General features: G+C 63.2%; 13 protein-coding genes. 6 read left to right on the forward strand and 7 right to left on the reverse strand.

Features of this window, described 5'->3' with window-relative positions:
- Positions 1 to 6: 6 nt before the first annotated feature.
- The 6 genes from U5822_RS09795 to U5822_RS09820 form a co-directional block, all read right to left on the reverse strand.
- Complete coding sequence (locus U5822_RS09795) at positions 7 to 678, reverse strand: amino acid ABC transporter permease (protein WP_322855444.1); 672 nt, start codon at positions 676 to 678, stop codon at positions 7 to 9.
- A gap of 91 nt (positions 679 to 769) precedes the next feature.
- Positions 770 to 1,528, reverse strand: coding sequence for a transporter substrate-binding domain-containing protein (locus U5822_RS09800; protein ID WP_322855445.1), 759 nt, complete (start codon positions 1,526 to 1,528; stop codon positions 770 to 772).
- Positions 1,529 to 1,763: 235 nt separating this feature from the next.
- Complete coding sequence (gene metF / locus U5822_RS09805; RefSeq protein ID WP_322855446.1) at positions 1,764 to 2,633, reverse strand: methylenetetrahydrofolate reductase [NAD(P)H]; 870 nt, start codon at positions 2,631 to 2,633, stop codon at positions 1,764 to 1,766.
- A gap of 12 nt (positions 2,634 to 2,645) precedes the next feature.
- Positions 2,646 to 4,040 (reverse strand): adenosylhomocysteinase, encoded by a 1,395-nt coding sequence (ahcY, locus tag U5822_RS09810; protein WP_322855447.1) that lies wholly within the window; start codon positions 4,038 to 4,040, stop codon positions 2,646 to 2,648.
- A 63-nt stretch (positions 4,041 to 4,103) separates the two neighbouring features.
- Entirely contained in the window at positions 4,104 to 5,294 is a 1,191-nt protein-coding gene (metK, locus tag U5822_RS09815) for a methionine adenosyltransferase (protein ID WP_322855448.1), read from the reverse strand.
- Positions 5,295 to 5,447: 153 nt separating this feature from the next.
- Positions 5,448 to 6,449: an ArsR/SmtB family transcription factor gene (locus tag U5822_RS09820; protein ID WP_322856910.1), complete on the reverse strand. Its 1,002-nt coding sequence runs from the start codon at positions 6,447 to 6,449 to the stop codon at positions 5,448 to 5,450.
- Positions 6,450 to 6,673: 224 nt separating this feature from the next.
- Here U5822_RS09820 and tkt point away from each other — a divergent pair, with 224 nt between their 5' ends.
- The 4 genes from tkt to fba all read left to right on the forward strand — a co-directional run bounded on the left by tkt (position 6,674) and on the right by fba (position 12,162).
- Positions 6,674 to 8,674, forward strand: coding sequence for a transketolase (gene tkt / locus U5822_RS09825; RefSeq protein ID WP_322855449.1), 2,001 nt, complete (start codon positions 6,674 to 6,676; stop codon positions 8,672 to 8,674).
- A complete protein-coding gene (gene gap / locus U5822_RS09830; protein WP_322855450.1) occupies positions 8,674 to 9,705 on the forward strand; it encodes a type I glyceraldehyde-3-phosphate dehydrogenase in 1,032 nt (343 codons plus the stop codon). The genes tkt and gap overlap by 1 nt, the downstream gene beginning before the upstream one ends.
- Positions 9,706 to 9,734: 29 nt before the next feature.
- On the forward strand, positions 9,735 to 10,898 hold the full coding sequence (locus U5822_RS09835) for a phosphoglycerate kinase (protein WP_322855451.1): 1,164 nt from the start codon (positions 9,735 to 9,737) through the stop codon (positions 10,896 to 10,898).
- 199 nt (positions 10,899 to 11,097) lie between these two features.
- Positions 11,098 to 12,162, forward strand: a complete 1,065-nt coding sequence (gene fba / locus U5822_RS09840) for a class II fructose-bisphosphate aldolase (RefSeq protein WP_322855452.1) — start codon at positions 11,098 to 11,100, stop codon at positions 12,160 to 12,162.
- Positions 12,163 to 12,174: 12 nt separating this feature from the next.
- On the opposite strand, the gene U5822_RS09845 is transcribed toward fba, so the two are convergent.
- Complete coding sequence (locus U5822_RS09845) at positions 12,175 to 13,401, reverse strand: MFS transporter (RefSeq protein ID WP_375171004.1); 1,227 nt, start codon at positions 13,399 to 13,401, stop codon at positions 12,175 to 12,177.
- A 193-nt stretch (positions 13,402 to 13,594) separates the two neighbouring features.
- Here U5822_RS09845 and U5822_RS09850 point away from each other — a divergent pair, with 193 nt between their 5' ends.
- Together U5822_RS09850 and U5822_RS09855 are read left to right on the forward strand one after the other, a co-directional pair.
- Positions 13,595 to 14,566, forward strand: a complete 972-nt coding sequence (locus U5822_RS09850; protein ID WP_322855453.1) for a DnaJ C-terminal domain-containing protein — start codon at positions 13,595 to 13,597, stop codon at positions 14,564 to 14,566.
- 15 nt (positions 14,567 to 14,581) lie between these two features.
- On the forward strand, positions 14,582 to 14,941 hold the full coding sequence (locus tag U5822_RS09855; protein WP_322855454.1) for a chaperone modulator CbpM: 360 nt from the start codon (positions 14,582 to 14,584) through the stop codon (positions 14,939 to 14,941).
- The last annotated feature ends 4 nt before the right edge of the window (positions 14,942 to 14,945 follow it).

Here is a 14,945-nt window from a genome sequence, read left to right on the forward strand (position 1 = left end):
TTTCCTTCAGACAGAGGCCAGTCCACGCCGCTCGATGAAGCGGAGGATCAGGGACAGCGACAGGGTGATGGCGAGATACAGGATCGCGACCACGAAATACACCTCGAACGCCGTGAAGGTATTGGCAATGTAGATCTGCCCCTGGCGGACAAGTTCGCCGACACCGATGACCGAGAACAGCGAGGTGTCCTTGATGCTGACGATGGCCTGGTTGCCCAGGGGCGGAATCATGCGGCGGAAGGCCTGGGGCCAGATGATGGACCAGAAGGTCTGGGTCCGGGACAGGCCGAGGGACAGGCCGGCTTCGGTCTGGCCCTTGTCGATGGACTGGACGCCACCGCGTACCACCTCTGAAATGTAGGCGCCGGAGTTGAGGGCGATGGCGGCAATGCCTGCGGTCAGTGGCTCAATGGGGCCGCCGATCAGGTCCGGCAGACCGTAGAAGATGAACAGCACCTGCACCAGGATGGGCGTGCCGCGGAAGATCTCGATGTAGGCGGTCGCCGGCCAGCGCAGGTACCACTTCTTGTTGATGCTCAACAGGCCAAACACGATGCCGAGGGCGAAGCCGATCAACAGGCCGCCGAAGGAAATCAGCAGGGTGTAGGGAATGCCCTTGAGCAGGAAAGGGATGGAGTCGATGGCCGCTTGCCAGTCGAACTGAAACTGAAATTCCACAGTGAGAATCTCCGAAGGGGGTTGCAGTCAGGGATGGCCGGGGCGGTGTCGCCCCGGCGCAGGGAATCAGACCCGATGGGCCTGGCTGCCCTTACATGCCGTCAGGCATCGGGCCGAACCACTTCTCGTAAATGGTCTTGTAGGTGCCATCTTCCTTCATGGAGGCGAGGGCGGCGTTCACTTCGTCGACCCACTCACTGCCTGCCTTGAGGGCGATGCCGTACTGCTGACCTTCGTATAGCGGGCCCACGGTCATGACCTTGCCGTCGCCCTTGGTGCGGGCGAAGTAGCCGACGTTGGGGGCGTCGTAGAAGACCGCGTCGATGGCGCGGGACATCAGGGCCATGTACATGTCGGAGCTGCCCGGGTACGGGGTAACGCCGTCGTCCTGCTCCAGGTTGCCCACCAGGTAGTCGTAGCTGGTGGAGCCGATCTTGGTGCCGATCTTCTTGCCTTCCAGATCGCTGAATTCCTTGACGTCCTCGTTGCCCTGGCGCACCAGGATACGCAGACCGGAGTCGTAGTACGGGTCAGAGAAATCGACGATTTCTTCCCGCTCTTCGGTGATGGTGATGCCGGCGATGGCGATGTCGACGTTGCCGGTCTGCAGGGCCGGGATAATGCCGTTGAAATCCATGGTGTTGAGGTCGTACTCAAAACCCGCCCGCTCGGCAACTTCGGCGATGATTTCCATGTCGAAACCGATCATCTCGCCGGTTTCCTGGTCCATCATTTCAAACGGAACAAAGCTCGGGTCGGTGACCACGCGCAGGGTCTCTGCGCTGACGGTACCTGCGGCAACGGTGAGGGCCAGACTGGCGCCAATCGTTTTCAGCCATTTCGTGCTCATGCTTTCTCCTTTTGCTTTTTTTGTGCTCCGTCCACCCGGTAAGGCAGGCCGAAAATCGCTGCTGGTGACCGCAATTTCCGGGGAGCGTTAATGGAACTGCATCTCGTACACTTTAGACTAATGCCAAAGGAATTTCAGAAAATCAAACGGTTGGCGACGTTGGGCGGGCGAAAAAGAGGGCCTTGAGGGGACAGGGAGCACGGTCAGGGCGGACGCCCTGACCGTGGCGCGGCGATCAGAAGGAGATTTTTTCCCGCTCGCTGATGCCGAGGTTTTTCCAGATGTTCAGGCTGGGTTGGGCCTGGTTCAGGGTGTAGAAGTGCAACCCGGGCGCGCCCGCCTTGAGCAGCTTTTCACACATCTCCGTGACCACTTCCTCGCCGAACTTGCGGATGCTGTTGGTGTCGTCACCGTAAGCTTCCAGCTGCTTGCGGATCCAGCGTGGGATTTCCGCGCCGCACATGTCGGAGAACCGGACCAGGCTGGAGAAATTGACGATGGGCATGATGCCCGGCACCACCGGAATGGTGACGTCCATTTTTTCCAGCCGGTCGATGAAGTAGAAGTAGCTGTCCGCGTTGAAGAAGTACTGCGTGATGGCGCTGTTGGCGCCGGCCTTCACCTTGCGGGCAAAGTTCTGCAGATCGTCTTCGGCGTTGCGGGCCTGGGGATGAAACTCCGGGTAGGCCGCCACTTCCAGGTTGAAGGTGTCGCCGCTGTGCTCGCGGATGAACTCCACCAGCTCGTTGGCGTAGCGCAGCTCACCGGCCGCCCCCATGCCTGAGGGCATGTCGCCCCGCAGGGCGACGATCCGGTTGATGCCGTTTTCCTTGTACACGTCCAGCAGCTCACCGATTTCCTGTCGGGTGCCACCGACGCAGGACAGGTGCGGGGCCGTCGAGATGCCCTGCTTGTGCAGGTTTAGTACCGTCTCGATGGTGCGGTCCCGGGTGGAACCGCCGGCCCCGAAGGTGACCGAGAAGAAATCCGGGTTCACCTCGGCCAGCTGGTTACGCACGGTCTGCAGCTTGTCCTTGCCCTGGTCGGTCTTGGGCGGGAAGAACTCGAAGCTGAACCGGCGCTTGAACTGTTTCTGGCTTTGCATGGTCTGGTCCGATCAGTACTTGTAGCTTTCCGGCTTGTACGGGCCTTCGACCGGTACACCGATGTATTTGGCCTGCTCCGGGGTCATCTTGGTGATCACGCCACCGAAGCCTTCGACCATGGCACGGGCCACTTCCTCGTCCAGGTGCTTGGGCAGAACCTGCACGTACACGCCTTTCTCCCGGGCATCTTCCGGCAGGTCGGCGAACTTGCGCTCGTACAGGTAGATCTGGGCCAGCACCTGGTTGGCGAAGGAGCCGTCCATGATCCGCGACGGGTGACCGGTGGCGTTGCCCAGGTTCACCAGGCGGCCTTCGGACAGCAGGATCAGGTGGTCGTTGGTGGCCTTGTCCCGGTACACCACGTGCACCTGCGGTTTGACCTCATCCCACTCCCAGTTCTTGCGCATGTAGGCGGTGTCGATCTCGTTGTCGAAGTGACCGATGTTGCACACCACGGCGCCGGACTTCAGGGCCTTGAGCATGTGCGCGTCGCACACGTTCATGTTGCCGGTGGTGGTCACCAGCAGGTCGGTGTTCTGCAGCAGGGCCTTGTCGACGCCGGCTTCGGTGCCGGTGTTGACGCCGTCCAGATACGGGGACACCACTTCAAAGCCGTCCATGCAGGCCTGCATGGCACAGATCGGGTCGGCTTCGGTGACTTTCACGATCATGCCTTCCTGACGCAGGGACGCGGCGGAGCCCTTGCCCACATCGCCGTAGCCGATCACCAGGGCTTTCTTGCCCGACAGCAGGTGGTCGGTGGCGCGCTTGATGGCGTCGTTCAGGCTGTGGCGACAACCGTACTTGTTGTCGTTCTTGGATTTGGTGACCGCGTCGTTGACGTTGATCGCCGGCACTTTCAGGGTGCCTTCGCGCAGCATTTCCTGCAGGCGGTGCACGCCGGTGGTGGTTTCCTCGGTCACGCCGTGGCACTTGGCCAGGATTTCCGGGTATTTCTCATGGAGCAGGGCGGTCAGGTCGCCGCCGTCGTCCAGGATCATGTTCGGCTCCCAGCCGTCCACGTCAGCACCCACGGTGCGCTCCAGGCACCAGTCGTACTCCTCGTCGGTTTCGCCTTTCCAGGCGAAGACCGGAATGCCCTGGGCGGCGATGGCCGCAGCGGCCTGGTCCTGGGTCGAGAAGATGTTGCAGGACGACCAGCGCACGTTGGCACCCAGCTCCACCAGGGTCTCGATCAGCACCGCGGTCTGGATGGTCATGTGGATGCAGCCCATGATGTTGGCGCCTTTCAGCGGCTGCTCGGCCTTGTACTTGTCGCGCAGGGCGATCAGGGCCGGCATTTCGCCTTCGGCGATGTTGATTTCCTTGCGGCCCCAGCCGGCCAGGGAAATGTCACGGACTTTGTAGTCGTCAAAGTTGTTCAGCTGTTCTGCGGGAGTGCTCATGGTGTTCTCCTGTCAGTTGAGTCTGGTTTGGGCGTAGGCCAGAGACATACGCCCGAAAACGGCTTAGATGCCAGCGGCGTCCTTCAGGGCGGCGGCGCGATCGGTCTTCTCCCACGGGAACGCGGTAAAGGTCTTGCCGCCCACGGTCATCTCGTACGGGTCACGGCCGAAGTGGCCGTAGGCTGCGGTGGCCCGGTACATCGGGTGCAGCAGGTCGAGCATGTTGGTGATCGCGTACGGACGCAGGTCGAAGTGCTCGCGCACCAGCTGGATGATCTTGTCGTCGCTGATCTTGCCGGTGCCGAAGGTGTTCAGGGAGATGGAGGTGGGCTGGGCCACGCCGATGGCGTAGGACACCTGGATCTCACACTTGTCAGCCAGGCCAGCGGCCACGATGTTCTTGGCGACGTAGCGGCCGGCGTAGGCGGCGGAACGGTCAACCTTGGACGGGTCCTTGCCGGAGAACGCGCCGCCACCGTGACGGGCCATGCCGCCGTAGGTGTCCACGATGATTTTGCGGCCGGTCAGGCCACAGTCGCCCACCGGGCCACCGATCACGAACTTGCCGGTCGGGTTGATGTGGAACTGGGTGTCCTTGTGCAGCAGTTCGGCCGGCAGGGTGTGCTTGACCACCAGCTCCATCACCGCTTCCTGCAGGTCGGCCTGGCTGACGTCCTCGTCGTGCTGGGTGGACAGCACCACCGCGTCGATGCCGGCGACCCGGCCGTTTTCATAACGGCAGGTGACCTGGCTCTTGGCGTCCGGGCGCAGCCAGGGCAGCAGGCCGCTCTTGCGGGCTTCGGCCTGACGCTCCACCAGGCGGTGGGCGAAGGTGATCGGTGCGGGCATGAGCACGTCGGTCTCGTTGCTGGCGTAGCCGAACATCAGGCCCTGGTCGCCGGCGCCCTGGTCTTCCGGCTTCTTGCGGTCGACGCCCTGGGCGATGTCTACCGACTGCTTGCCGATGATGTTGATGACGCCACAGGTGTCGCCGTCGTAGCCGACTTTGGAGGAGGTGTAGCCGATGTCCTTGATCACCCCCCGGACCAGGTCTTCCAGATCCACCCAGGCGCTGGTGGTGATCTCACCGCCGACAATGGCGACGCCGGTTTTTACCATGGTTTCACAGGCAACCCGGGCGTGCGGGTCGTCGGTCAGGATGGCGTCCAGCACCGCGTCGGAAATCTGGTCGGCCAGTTTGTCCGGATGGCCTTCGGAAACCGACTCGGAAGTGAAGATGCTGTAGTCAGACATAAAGCTGCTCCTCTGTGAGCGTTCTCGAATACGTGCCGGTGGGTGTCGTGTCGACGGCTTCCGGCGATTGTTTTAATGCGCGTGTCAGGTGTACGTATAATTACCTGCACCTATATCAAAGTTTTTTGATATGTCCCTGTATCCAGCGCCGACTCAGGCCGGCACCGTGGTTTTCCAGAATTCCCGGACCTGCACCTGGAAGCCGTTGCGCAGGCCAATAAACAGTTGCTCGCCAGCGATCAGGCCGGCTTCGGCGGCCCAGGCGGTCAGCTCTTCCGGCTCAAAGCCAAGCCACAGGTCGCCGCAGTTGGCCTTGGCCCAGTCCTGGTCGTGGCTGCACAGCTCACTGATCACCAGGCAGCCGCCGTTGTTCATCAACGCGGCCGCGTCCAGAAAGATGTCCGCCGGACTGGGTACGTGGTGCAGCACCATGTTCGCCACCACCAGGTCAAAGGCGTCGCCCCGGGCCAGCAGGGTGTCGGTGACCCCTTCAATCAGATCGACGTTGTTCAGGCGCTGGTCGATGCAGGTGCGGGTCGCCTTGGCCAGCATGTCGCGGCTGTTGTCCAGGGCCACCACGTGCTCGGACAGCTCCGACAGCACCGGCAGGAACGCGCCTTCACCCGGGCCAATTTCCAGCGAGGTCTGCCAGGCCTGGCGGTCGGCGCGCTTGCGCAGCAGCTCCGCCACTGGCTCGGCGTACAGGTCGAAGGCGGCAATCAACTCCTGCTGCTCCCGGAACTGCTCGGCGTGCCGGGCGAAAAACGCCTGGGACTGATCGGCCCGCTGGGTTCGGATGGCCTCGATCTTCTCCTGCAGGTGAGCCGGCAGCGCCACCTTGTCCACGGTTTCGAAGATCTGGCGGATGGTCAGGTCCGTCAGTTTGTCGCTATCCAGGTGCAGCGGGCGCCGGTAGAAAATGGCGTTGCCTTCACGCTGGGGCTCCAGCAGGCCGGCCTTGTGCATCACCTTCAGGTGGTGGCTCATGCCGGATTGGCGCATATCGAACAGCTGGCTTAGCTCCAGCACGCCGAAGGTGTCGCGCCGCAGCACGCGCAGAATTTCCAGACGCAGCGGATCCCCGCTCGCTTTGAAGATCGGGGCGAGGGCGTCCACCGAGGACGTGTGCTGCGCGTGCGGGTTCATGGCTGTCATGGGTGGCAAGTGTAGGAGGAGTTGGGTGGTCATTCAATAGCCATATCAAAAAATTTTGATATAGATTTGGCATTATGGGGCATTGGCCCGTTTCGGAAATCCACAGGCGGGGTTTTCGAGGATTCCGCCATGCCGATTTGCCCCGGCACACAGTAATCGGCGAAAATACGCGCCTCTTTTTTAAGCAGTCCGAATCCTTTCCGTTAAATACTGGAGAAACGTCAATGCCGTCTCGTAAAGATCTCGCCAACGCCATTCGCGCGCTGAGCATGGATGCGGTTCAGAAAGCCAAGTCCGGCCACCCGGGTGCGCCCATGGGTATGGCGGATATCGCCGAGGTGCTGTGGAACGATTACCTGAGCCACAACCCGGCCAACCCTCAGTGGGCCAACCGTGACCGCTTCGTGCTGTCCAACGGTCATGGCTCCATGCTGCAGTACTCGCTGCTGCACCTGAGCGGTTACGACGTTTCCATTGACGACATCAAGAATTTCCGGCAACTGCACTCCAAGACCCCGGGCCACCCGGAATACGGCTACACCCCGGGCGTTGAGACCACCACTGGCCCGCTGGGCCAGGGCATCGCCAACGCGGTGGGGTTCGCCCTGGCTGAGAAGTCCCTGGCGGCTCAGTTCAACCGCCCGGGTCACGAGATTGTTGACCACTACACCTACGCCTTCCTGGGCGACGGCTGCCTGATGGAAGGCATCTCCCACGAAGTGGCGTCCCTGGCCGGTACCCTGGGCCTGGGCAAACTGATCTTCTTCTACGACGACAACGGCATCTCCATCGACGGTGAAGTGGAAGGCTGGTTCACCGACAACACCCCGCAGCGGTTCGAGTCCTACGGCTGGCAGGTCATCCCGGCCGTGGACGGCCACGACGCCGACGCCATCCGCGCCGCCATCGAGGCCGGCCGTGCCAACACCGAGCAGCCGACTTTGATCTGCTGCAAGACCGTGATCGGCTTCGGTTCCCCGAACAAGCAGGGCAAAGAAAGCTGCCACGGCGCCCCGCTGGGTGAGGACGAAATCGCCCTGACCCGCGAACAGCTGGGCTGGGAGCACGGCGCCTTTGAAATCCCGTCCGAGATCGCCGCCGCCTGGAACGCCCGCGAGAAGGGCCAGGCCGCCCAGTCCGAGTGGGAGCAGAAGTTCGCCGCTTACGAGCAGGCCGAGCCCGAGCTGGCGGCCGAGTTCAAGCGCCGCATGGCCGGCGACCTGCCAGCCGATTTCGCCGAGAAGGCACAGGCCTACATCCAGGAGTGCCAGGACAAGGCCGAGACCATCGCCAGCCGCAAGGCGTCCCAGAACACCTTGAACGCCTACGGTCCGCTGCTGCCGGAACTGATGGGCGGCTCCGCTGACCTGGCCGGCTCCAACCTGACCATCTGGGGTGGCACCAAGGGCCTGACCAAGGAAGACGCCAGCGGCAACTACATCTTCTACGGCGTGCGCGAATTCGGCATGGCCGCAATCATGAACGGCATCGCCCTGCACGGTGGTTTCGTGCCGTACGGCGCGACCTTCCTGATCTTCATGGAATACTGCCGCAACGCCGTGCGTATGGCGGCGCTGATGAAGCAGCGCTCCATCTTCGTGTTCACCCACGACTCCATCGGCCTGGGTGAAGACGGCCCGACCCACCAGCCGATCGAGCAGCTGGCCAGCCTGCGCACCACCCCGAACATGAGCACCTGGCGCCCGGCCGACACCGTGGAATCCGCGGTGGCCTGGAAAGCGGCGCTGGAGCGCACCGACGGCCCGACCGCCATGGTGTTCTCCCGCCAAGGCCTGCCGGCCCAGGCCCGCGATGCCCAGCAGCTGGCTGACGTGTCCAAGGGTGGCTACATCCTGTCCGACAGCGACGGCAGCCCGGAATTGATCCTGATCGCCACCGGCTCCGAAGTCGGCCTGGCTCAGGACGCCGCCGCCAAGCTGCGCGAACAGGGCAAGCAGGTGCGTGTGGTGTCCATGCCGTCCACCGACGTGTTCGACGCCCAGAGCGCCGAGTACAAGCAGCAGGTGCTGCCGCTGGAAGTCACCAACCGCATCGCCATCGAAGCCGGCATTGCTGATTACTGGTACAAGTACGTGGGCCTGGACGGCCGCGTGGTTGGCATGACCACCTTCGGTGAGTCGGCGCCGGCGGGCGAGCTGTTCAAGGAATTCGGCTTCACCGTGGACAACGTCCTGGAAGTGGCTGGCGAGCTGCTGGAAGCCTGATGACCAAGACCGCGCCGTTTCGCATTGCCATCAACGGGTACGGCCGCATCGGCCAGTGCGTGCTGCGTGCGCTCTATGAAAACGGGTTTCGCGACCACCTGCAGGTGGTCGCGATTAACGAACTGTCGGACATCGACACCATCGCCCACCTGACCCGCTACGACTCCACCCACGGCCGGTTCCGCGGCGAGATCGAAGTGCGGGGCCAGGACCTGATCGTAAACGGCGACCGGATCCGGGTGCTGCGCCACTCCGAACCCGCCGATCTGCCCTGGGACCTGCTCGATGTGGATCTGGTGCTGGAATGCTCCGGCGCCTATTCTGACCGGGCCACGGCCGAGCGCCACCTGCGCGCCGGGGCCAAGCGTCTGCTGTTCTCGCAGCCGGCGGAATCCAACGTTGATCGCACCGTGGTGTTCGGCATCAACGAGGACCAGATCACCGCGGCGGATCGCATCGTGGCCGCCGGTTCCTGCACCACCAACTGCCTGGTGCCGGTGATCAAAGTGCTGGACGACGCCTTCGGGGTCGACCACGGCAGCACCACCACCATCCACGCGGCGATGAACGACCAGCCGGTCATCGATGCCTATCACCACCAGGATCTGCGCCGTACACGCAGCGCCCTGCACAACATCGTCCCGGTGGAAACCGGCCTGGCCCGTGGCATCGAGCGGCTGCTGCCGCACATGGAAGGCCGGTTCAGCTCGGTGGCCATGCGGGTGCCGACCCTGAACGTGTCCGCCATCGACATGGTGGTGAACGTGCGCCAGCGCACCGACGTGGAAGCCGTGAACCAGTTGCTGGAGCGGACCGCCCAGGGGCCGCTCAAGGGCATCCTGGGTTACACCGATGAACTGCTGGCCAGTTCCGATTTCAACCACGACGCCCACTCCGGCGTGGTTGACGGCGGCCAGACCCGGGTCACCGGCGGCACCATGGTAAAAGTGCTGTGCTGGTTCGATAACGAGTGGGGCTTTGCGAACCGAATGCTCGACGTCAGCAAAAGCTGGTTAACCCAACATTCCTAATCTGAAACTTTGTTGAAGGGACCAACCTTATGGCCATCAAGAAAATGACCGACCTCAACCTCGCCGGCAAGCGGGTGCTGATCCGCGAAGACCTGAACGTGCCGGTCAAAGACGGCAAAGTGGCGAGCGACGCCCGCATCCGCGCCTCGTTGCCCACCATCAAGGCCGCCATGGAGGCTGGTGCCAAGGTCATGCTGATGTCCCACCTGGGCCGCCCGGAAGAAGGCGTGTACGACGAGGCCTCATCCATGAAGCCGGTGGCGGACCACCTGACCGGCGTGCTCGGCCAGGAGGTCAAGCTGGTCAAGGATTACCTGAACGGCGTCGACGTCGCCGACGGCGAAGTGGTGCTGTTCGAGAACGTCCGCTTCAACAAGGGTGAAAAGAAAGACGACGAAGCCCTGGCCAAGCAGTACGCGGCCCTGTGCGACGTCTATGTGATGGACGCCTTCGGCACTGCCCACCGTGCCCAGGCTTCCACCCACGGTGTCGCCAAGTTTGCGCCCGAGGCCTGTGCCGGACCGCTGCTGGCGGCCGAGCTGGAAGCCCTGGAAAAGGCCCTGGATAACCCGGCCAAGCCGGTGGTGGCCATCGTCGGTGGCTCCAAGGTCTCCACCAAGCTGGACGTATTGAACGCCCTGGAAAAGGTGTGCGACCAGATCATCGTCGGTGGCGGCATCGCCAACACCTTCCTGGCCGCCGCCGGTAACCCGGTGGGCAAGTCCCTGTGCGAGCACGACCTGATCGACACCGCCAAGGACATCGCCGCCCGCGTGGACATCCCGCTGCCAGTCGACGTCGTGGTGGCCAGCGAATTCGCCGAAACCGCCACCGCCACCACCAAGAACATCAATGAGGTCACCGAAGACGACATGATCCTCGACGTGGGCCCGGTCACCGCCGGCCGCTTCGCCAAGGTGCTGAAAGAGGCCAAGACCATCCTGTGGAACGGCCCGGTTGGCGTCTTCGAATTCGACCAGTTCGGCGACGGCACCAAGGCCCTGGCCAACGCCATCGCCCACAGCGACGCCTTCTCCCTGGCCGGTGGTGGTGACACCGTGGCGGCCGTTGACAAATACGGCGTAGCTGACAAGGTTTCGTACATTTCCACCGGCGGCGGTGCCTTCCTGGAATTCGTGGAAGGCAAGACCCTGCCGGCAGTCGCTGTACTGGAAGCGCGCGGCGCCGAATAAAGCTGGCGCCAGACAAGAAGAAAAGATCGCAAGGTGCCGGGCCAGGCTGTCCGGAACTGTGCGCAGCATGGATGCTGCGCCCAAGCCTACAGGGAAGTATTCACGGCGGGTTCCGGACAGCCTGGCCCGGCGCCGCAGCCACCCAAAGGCTGCGAAGAATTGAACCGACTCATAAACGTCTAAACCAAGGAGACGACCCATGGCCCTGATTTCGATGCGGCAACTTCTGGACCACGCCGCCGAGCATGGTTACGGTGTGCCAGCCTTTAACGTCAACAACCTGGAACAGATGCGCGCCATCATGGAAGCCGCCGACAAGACCGATTCCCCGGTCATCGTCCAGGCCTCCGCCGGTGCCCGGAAATACGCCGGTGCCCCGTTCCTGCGTCACCTGATCCTCGCCGCCGTTGAAGAATTCCCCCACATCCCGGTGGTCATGCACCAGGATCACGGCACCAGCCCGGCCGTGTGCCAGCGCTCCATCCAGCTGGGTTTCAGCTCGGTCATGATGGACGGCTCCCTGGGTGAAGACGGCAAGACCCCGACCGAGTACGAGTACAACGTCGACGTCACCCGTCGCACCGTGGAAATGGCCCACGCCTGTGGCGTGTCCGTGGAAGGCGAACTGGGTTGCCTGGGTTCCCTGGAAACCGGCCAGGCCGGTGAAGAGGACGGCATCGGTGCCGAAGGCACCCTGGACCACAGCCAGATGCTGACCGACCCGGAAGAGGCGGCCGACTTCGTCAAGAAGACCCACGTGGACGCCCTGGCCATCGCCATCGGCACCAGCCACGGCGCCTACAAGTTCACCCGTCCGCCCACCGGCGACATCCTGGCCATTGACCAGATCAAGGCCATCCACGCCCGCATCCCGGACACCCACCTGGTCATGCACGGCTCCAGTTCCGTGCCCCAGGAATGGCTGAAGATCATCAACGAGTACGGTGGTGAGATTCCGGAAACCTACGGCGTGCCGGTTGAGGAAATCGTCGAAGGCATCAAGCACGGCGTGCGCAAGGTCAACATCGACACCGACCTGCGTCTGGCCAGCACCGGTGCAGTGCGTCGCTTCCTGGCCGAGAACCGGGCCGAGTTCGACCCGCGCAAATTCCTGAAGGAAACCATGAAGGCCATGACCGAGGTCTGCGTGGACCGGTACGAAGCCTTCGGCACCGCCGGCAACGCCAGCAAGATCAAGCCGATGAACCTGGAGCGTATGTTCGAGCGCTACGCCTCCGGCGAGCTCGATCCGAAGGTCAAATAAGCCCAGTCGAGCTTAAGAGACCGGCGTTTGATAGGCCTCCGCATCGCGGAGGCCTTTTTCGTTGTGGCGCCAGGCCGCGAGGAATATGGCCAGCCCCAGGGTCGCGGTCAGGGCGCCCACGTAGCCGGTGGAGGACCAGCCGAGCCCGGCGGTGATCGCCATGCCGGCCAGCCAGGGCCCGAGGGCGTTGGCCAGGTTGAAAGCGGCGTGGTGCGAGGCCGCGGCCAGGTTCTGGGCGCCGTGGGCGACATCCATCAGGTGGGTCTGCAGTGCCGGTCCCAGTGCCCCCATCATGGCCACCAGGAAACAGGCCAGCAACAGCACCGGCAGCGAGCCGGTGGTGGACGGAAACGCCAACAGAACGCAGGCGCTCAGCAGCAGGATCACGCCCACCGCCCGGAAACCCAGGCGATCGAACATCCAGCCGCCGACCAGATTGCCGACAAAGCCACCGAGACCAAACACCGCCAGCGCGATGGGAATCCAGTACGCGGCGACCTGGGTCACCTCCAGCAGCGTCGGTGCCAGGTAACTGAACACCGCGAACATCCCGGAAAAACCGACGGCGCCGATGGCCAGGGCAAACCAGATGCCGGCCCGGTTAAAGGCCCGGATTTCGCTCAGGGAACCCTGCCGTTGCTCGTGCGGGTCCGATGGCAGCACCGCGATCACCATGGTCAGCGTGACCACCGAGACCAGTCCGACGAACGCGTACACGTAGCGCCAGTCCAGCGACTGCCCGAGCCAGGCGGCCAGTGGATTGCCCAGCAGCAGCGCCAGGGTCAGCCCCATCATCACCTTGCTCACCGCCTTGGCCCGCTGATTGGCGGGCACCAGAGAGGCCGCCACCAGGGCGGCAACCCCGAAATAGGCACCGTGCGGCAGACCGGCCACGAAACGGGCGATCATCACCCCGGTGTAACCGTCGGCCAGGGCGCTGGCCAGATTGCCGACCGCGTAAAAGGCCATCAGCCCGATCAGCAACTGCCGGCGCAGGAAGCGGGCGCCGATGATCGCCAGCAGGGGCGCGCCGACCACCACCCCGAGTGCGTAGGCGCTGATCAGGTGCCCCACCTCGGGCTCGGTCACGCCCAGGTCCTGGGACACGTTGGGCATCAGGCCCATGATGGCAAATTCGCCGGTGCCGATGGCGAAACCGCCAAGGGCCAAAGCGAATTCGATCAGGAAAATCTGCACTCGGGTCATCGGCGTGCTGGTCAAAGGAACTCCAAAATTCAGGGCGTTAGGGCGAAACCTGTTATGTTCGCCCGAATCGCCGGGCATGGGTATAAGGGCAACCACTGCGATCGCGGCCAGGTTTCGGTGGCCGCCGGAGTAAAACCACCGCTTGTATTTCCGCCAACAGCGACAACTATAGGTTTTAGAGAACCGGTATCAGGGTTCAACCGTTGATCAGGTTTTGGGGAACAACATGGACTTCAAGGACTATTACGCCGCCCTCGGTGTGAGTGAGTCTGCCTCCCCCGAGGACATCAAGAAGGCGTACCGCAAGCTGGCCCGGAAATACCACCCGGACGTCAGTAAAGAAGACAAGGCCGCAGACAAATTCAAGGACATCGGCGAGGCCTACGAGGTCCTGAAGGACCCGGAAAAGCGGGCCGAATACGATCAGATCCGCAAATACGGCGCCCGGACCGACGGCTCCTTCCAGCCGCCACCGGGCTGGCAGAGCGCCTCCGGGTTCGGGGGCGGCGGCTATACCGAGGCCGACGCCCGGCAATTCAGCGACTTTTTCGAGGAGATTTTCGGTGGCGGCCATCGCGCCGGCGGCCAGGGCCGTGGCGGCTTTGGCGGTTTCGGGCAGAGCATGCGCATGCGCGGTGAAGACGTGCACGCCCGGCTCGCGCTGTTCCTGGAAGAGGTGTTCCACGGCTGTGAAAAACAGGTGTCCTTCACCGTGCACGAGCCGGACAAGCAGGGCCGCATCCGGGAGCGGCAGAAGACCCTGAATGTGAAAATTCCGGCTGGCATGCGCGAGGGGCAGCATCTGCGTCTCAAGGGCCAGGGCTCGCCCGGCTATGGCGGCGGCGAGCCCGGCGACCTGTTGCTGGAAATCGAGCTGGCGCCACACCCGGTGTTCACGGTGGAAGGTCGGGATGTGCTGGTCACCGTGCCCATTGCGCCCTGGGAGGCGGCCATGGGCGCCAGTGTGACCGTGCCCACCGTCGGCGCCAAGGTGAACGTCAAGGTGCCAAAGGGCTCCTCCAGTGGCCGCAAGCTGCGCCTGAAAGGCAAGGGGCTGCCCGGTAAGCACCCTGGCGACCAGATCGTGGTGCTGCAGATCGTTATGCCGGAGCAGCACAGCAAAGAGGCGGAAGGGCTGTACGAGCAGTTGGCCGAAGCGGAGAAACACTTCAATCCACGCAGCAGGCTGCATGTGTAAGCAGGGAGTGACACCATGGCGGGGAACAAATCGGTAGTGACCATCGATGTTGCGGAATCCAGGGCGACCTTCTCGCTCAGGGAGCTGTGCGAGCGGGGCGAGTGCCACGCCGAGCTGGTGCTGAAGATGGTGAGCTACGGCATCATCGAGCCGATCGAGCAGGCCCCGTCGGCACCGGAGCAGAACTGGGAATTCGATCTGGAGGCGCTGCTACGGCTGCGCAAGGCCATGCGCCTGCAGCGGGATCTGAAGATCAACCTGCCGGGCCTGGCCGTCTCCCTGGAGTTGCTGGATCAGGTCGATGCCATGCACCGGGATATCTTGCGACTGCGCCAGCAGCTTGCGCAACTGTCACGGGGGCTGGGCGACGAGTAGACGG

This window comes from Marinobacter qingdaonensis (assembly GCF_034555935.1).
Lineage (GTDB): Bacteria > Pseudomonadota > Gammaproteobacteria > Pseudomonadales > Oleiphilaceae > Marinobacter > Marinobacter qingdaonensis.

Bases quoted from the DNA above. Each gene is read 5' to 3' on its own strand.
- tkt (WP_322855449.1), top strand. From the start codon at position 6,674: ATGCCGTCTCGTAAAGATCTCGCCAACGCCATTCGCGCGCTGAGCATG.
- metK (WP_322855448.1), bottom strand. From the start codon at position 5,294: ATGTCTGACTACAGCATCTTCACTTCCGAGTCGGTTTCCGAAGGCCAT.
- gap (WP_322855450.1), top strand. From the start codon at position 8,674: ATGACCAAGACCGCGCCGTTTCGCATTGCCATCAACGGGTACGGCCGC.
- U5822_RS09855 (WP_322855454.1), top strand. From the start codon at position 14,582: ATGGCGGGGAACAAATCGGTAGTGACCATCGATGTTGCGGAATCCAGG.
- fba (WP_322855452.1), top strand. From the start codon at position 11,098: ATGGCCCTGATTTCGATGCGGCAACTTCTGGACCACGCCGCCGAGCAT.
- U5822_RS09820 (WP_322856910.1), bottom strand. From the start codon at position 6,449: ATGACAGCCATGAACCCGCACGCGCAGCACACGTCCTCGGTGGACGCC.
- U5822_RS09800 (WP_322855445.1), bottom strand. From the start codon at position 1,528: ATGAGCACGAAATGGCTGAAAACGATTGGCGCCAGTCTGGCCCTCACC.
- U5822_RS09850 (WP_322855453.1), top strand. From the start codon at position 13,595: ATGGACTTCAAGGACTATTACGCCGCCCTCGGTGTGAGTGAGTCTGCC.
- metF (WP_322855446.1), bottom strand. From the start codon at position 2,633: ATGCAAAGCCAGAAACAGTTCAAGCGCCGGTTCAGCTTCGAGTTCTTC.
- ahcY (WP_322855447.1), bottom strand. From the start codon at position 4,040: ATGAGCACTCCCGCAGAACAGCTGAACAACTTTGACGACTACAAAGTC.
- U5822_RS09835 (WP_322855451.1), top strand. From the start codon at position 9,735: ATGGCCATCAAGAAAATGACCGACCTCAACCTCGCCGGCAAGCGGGTG.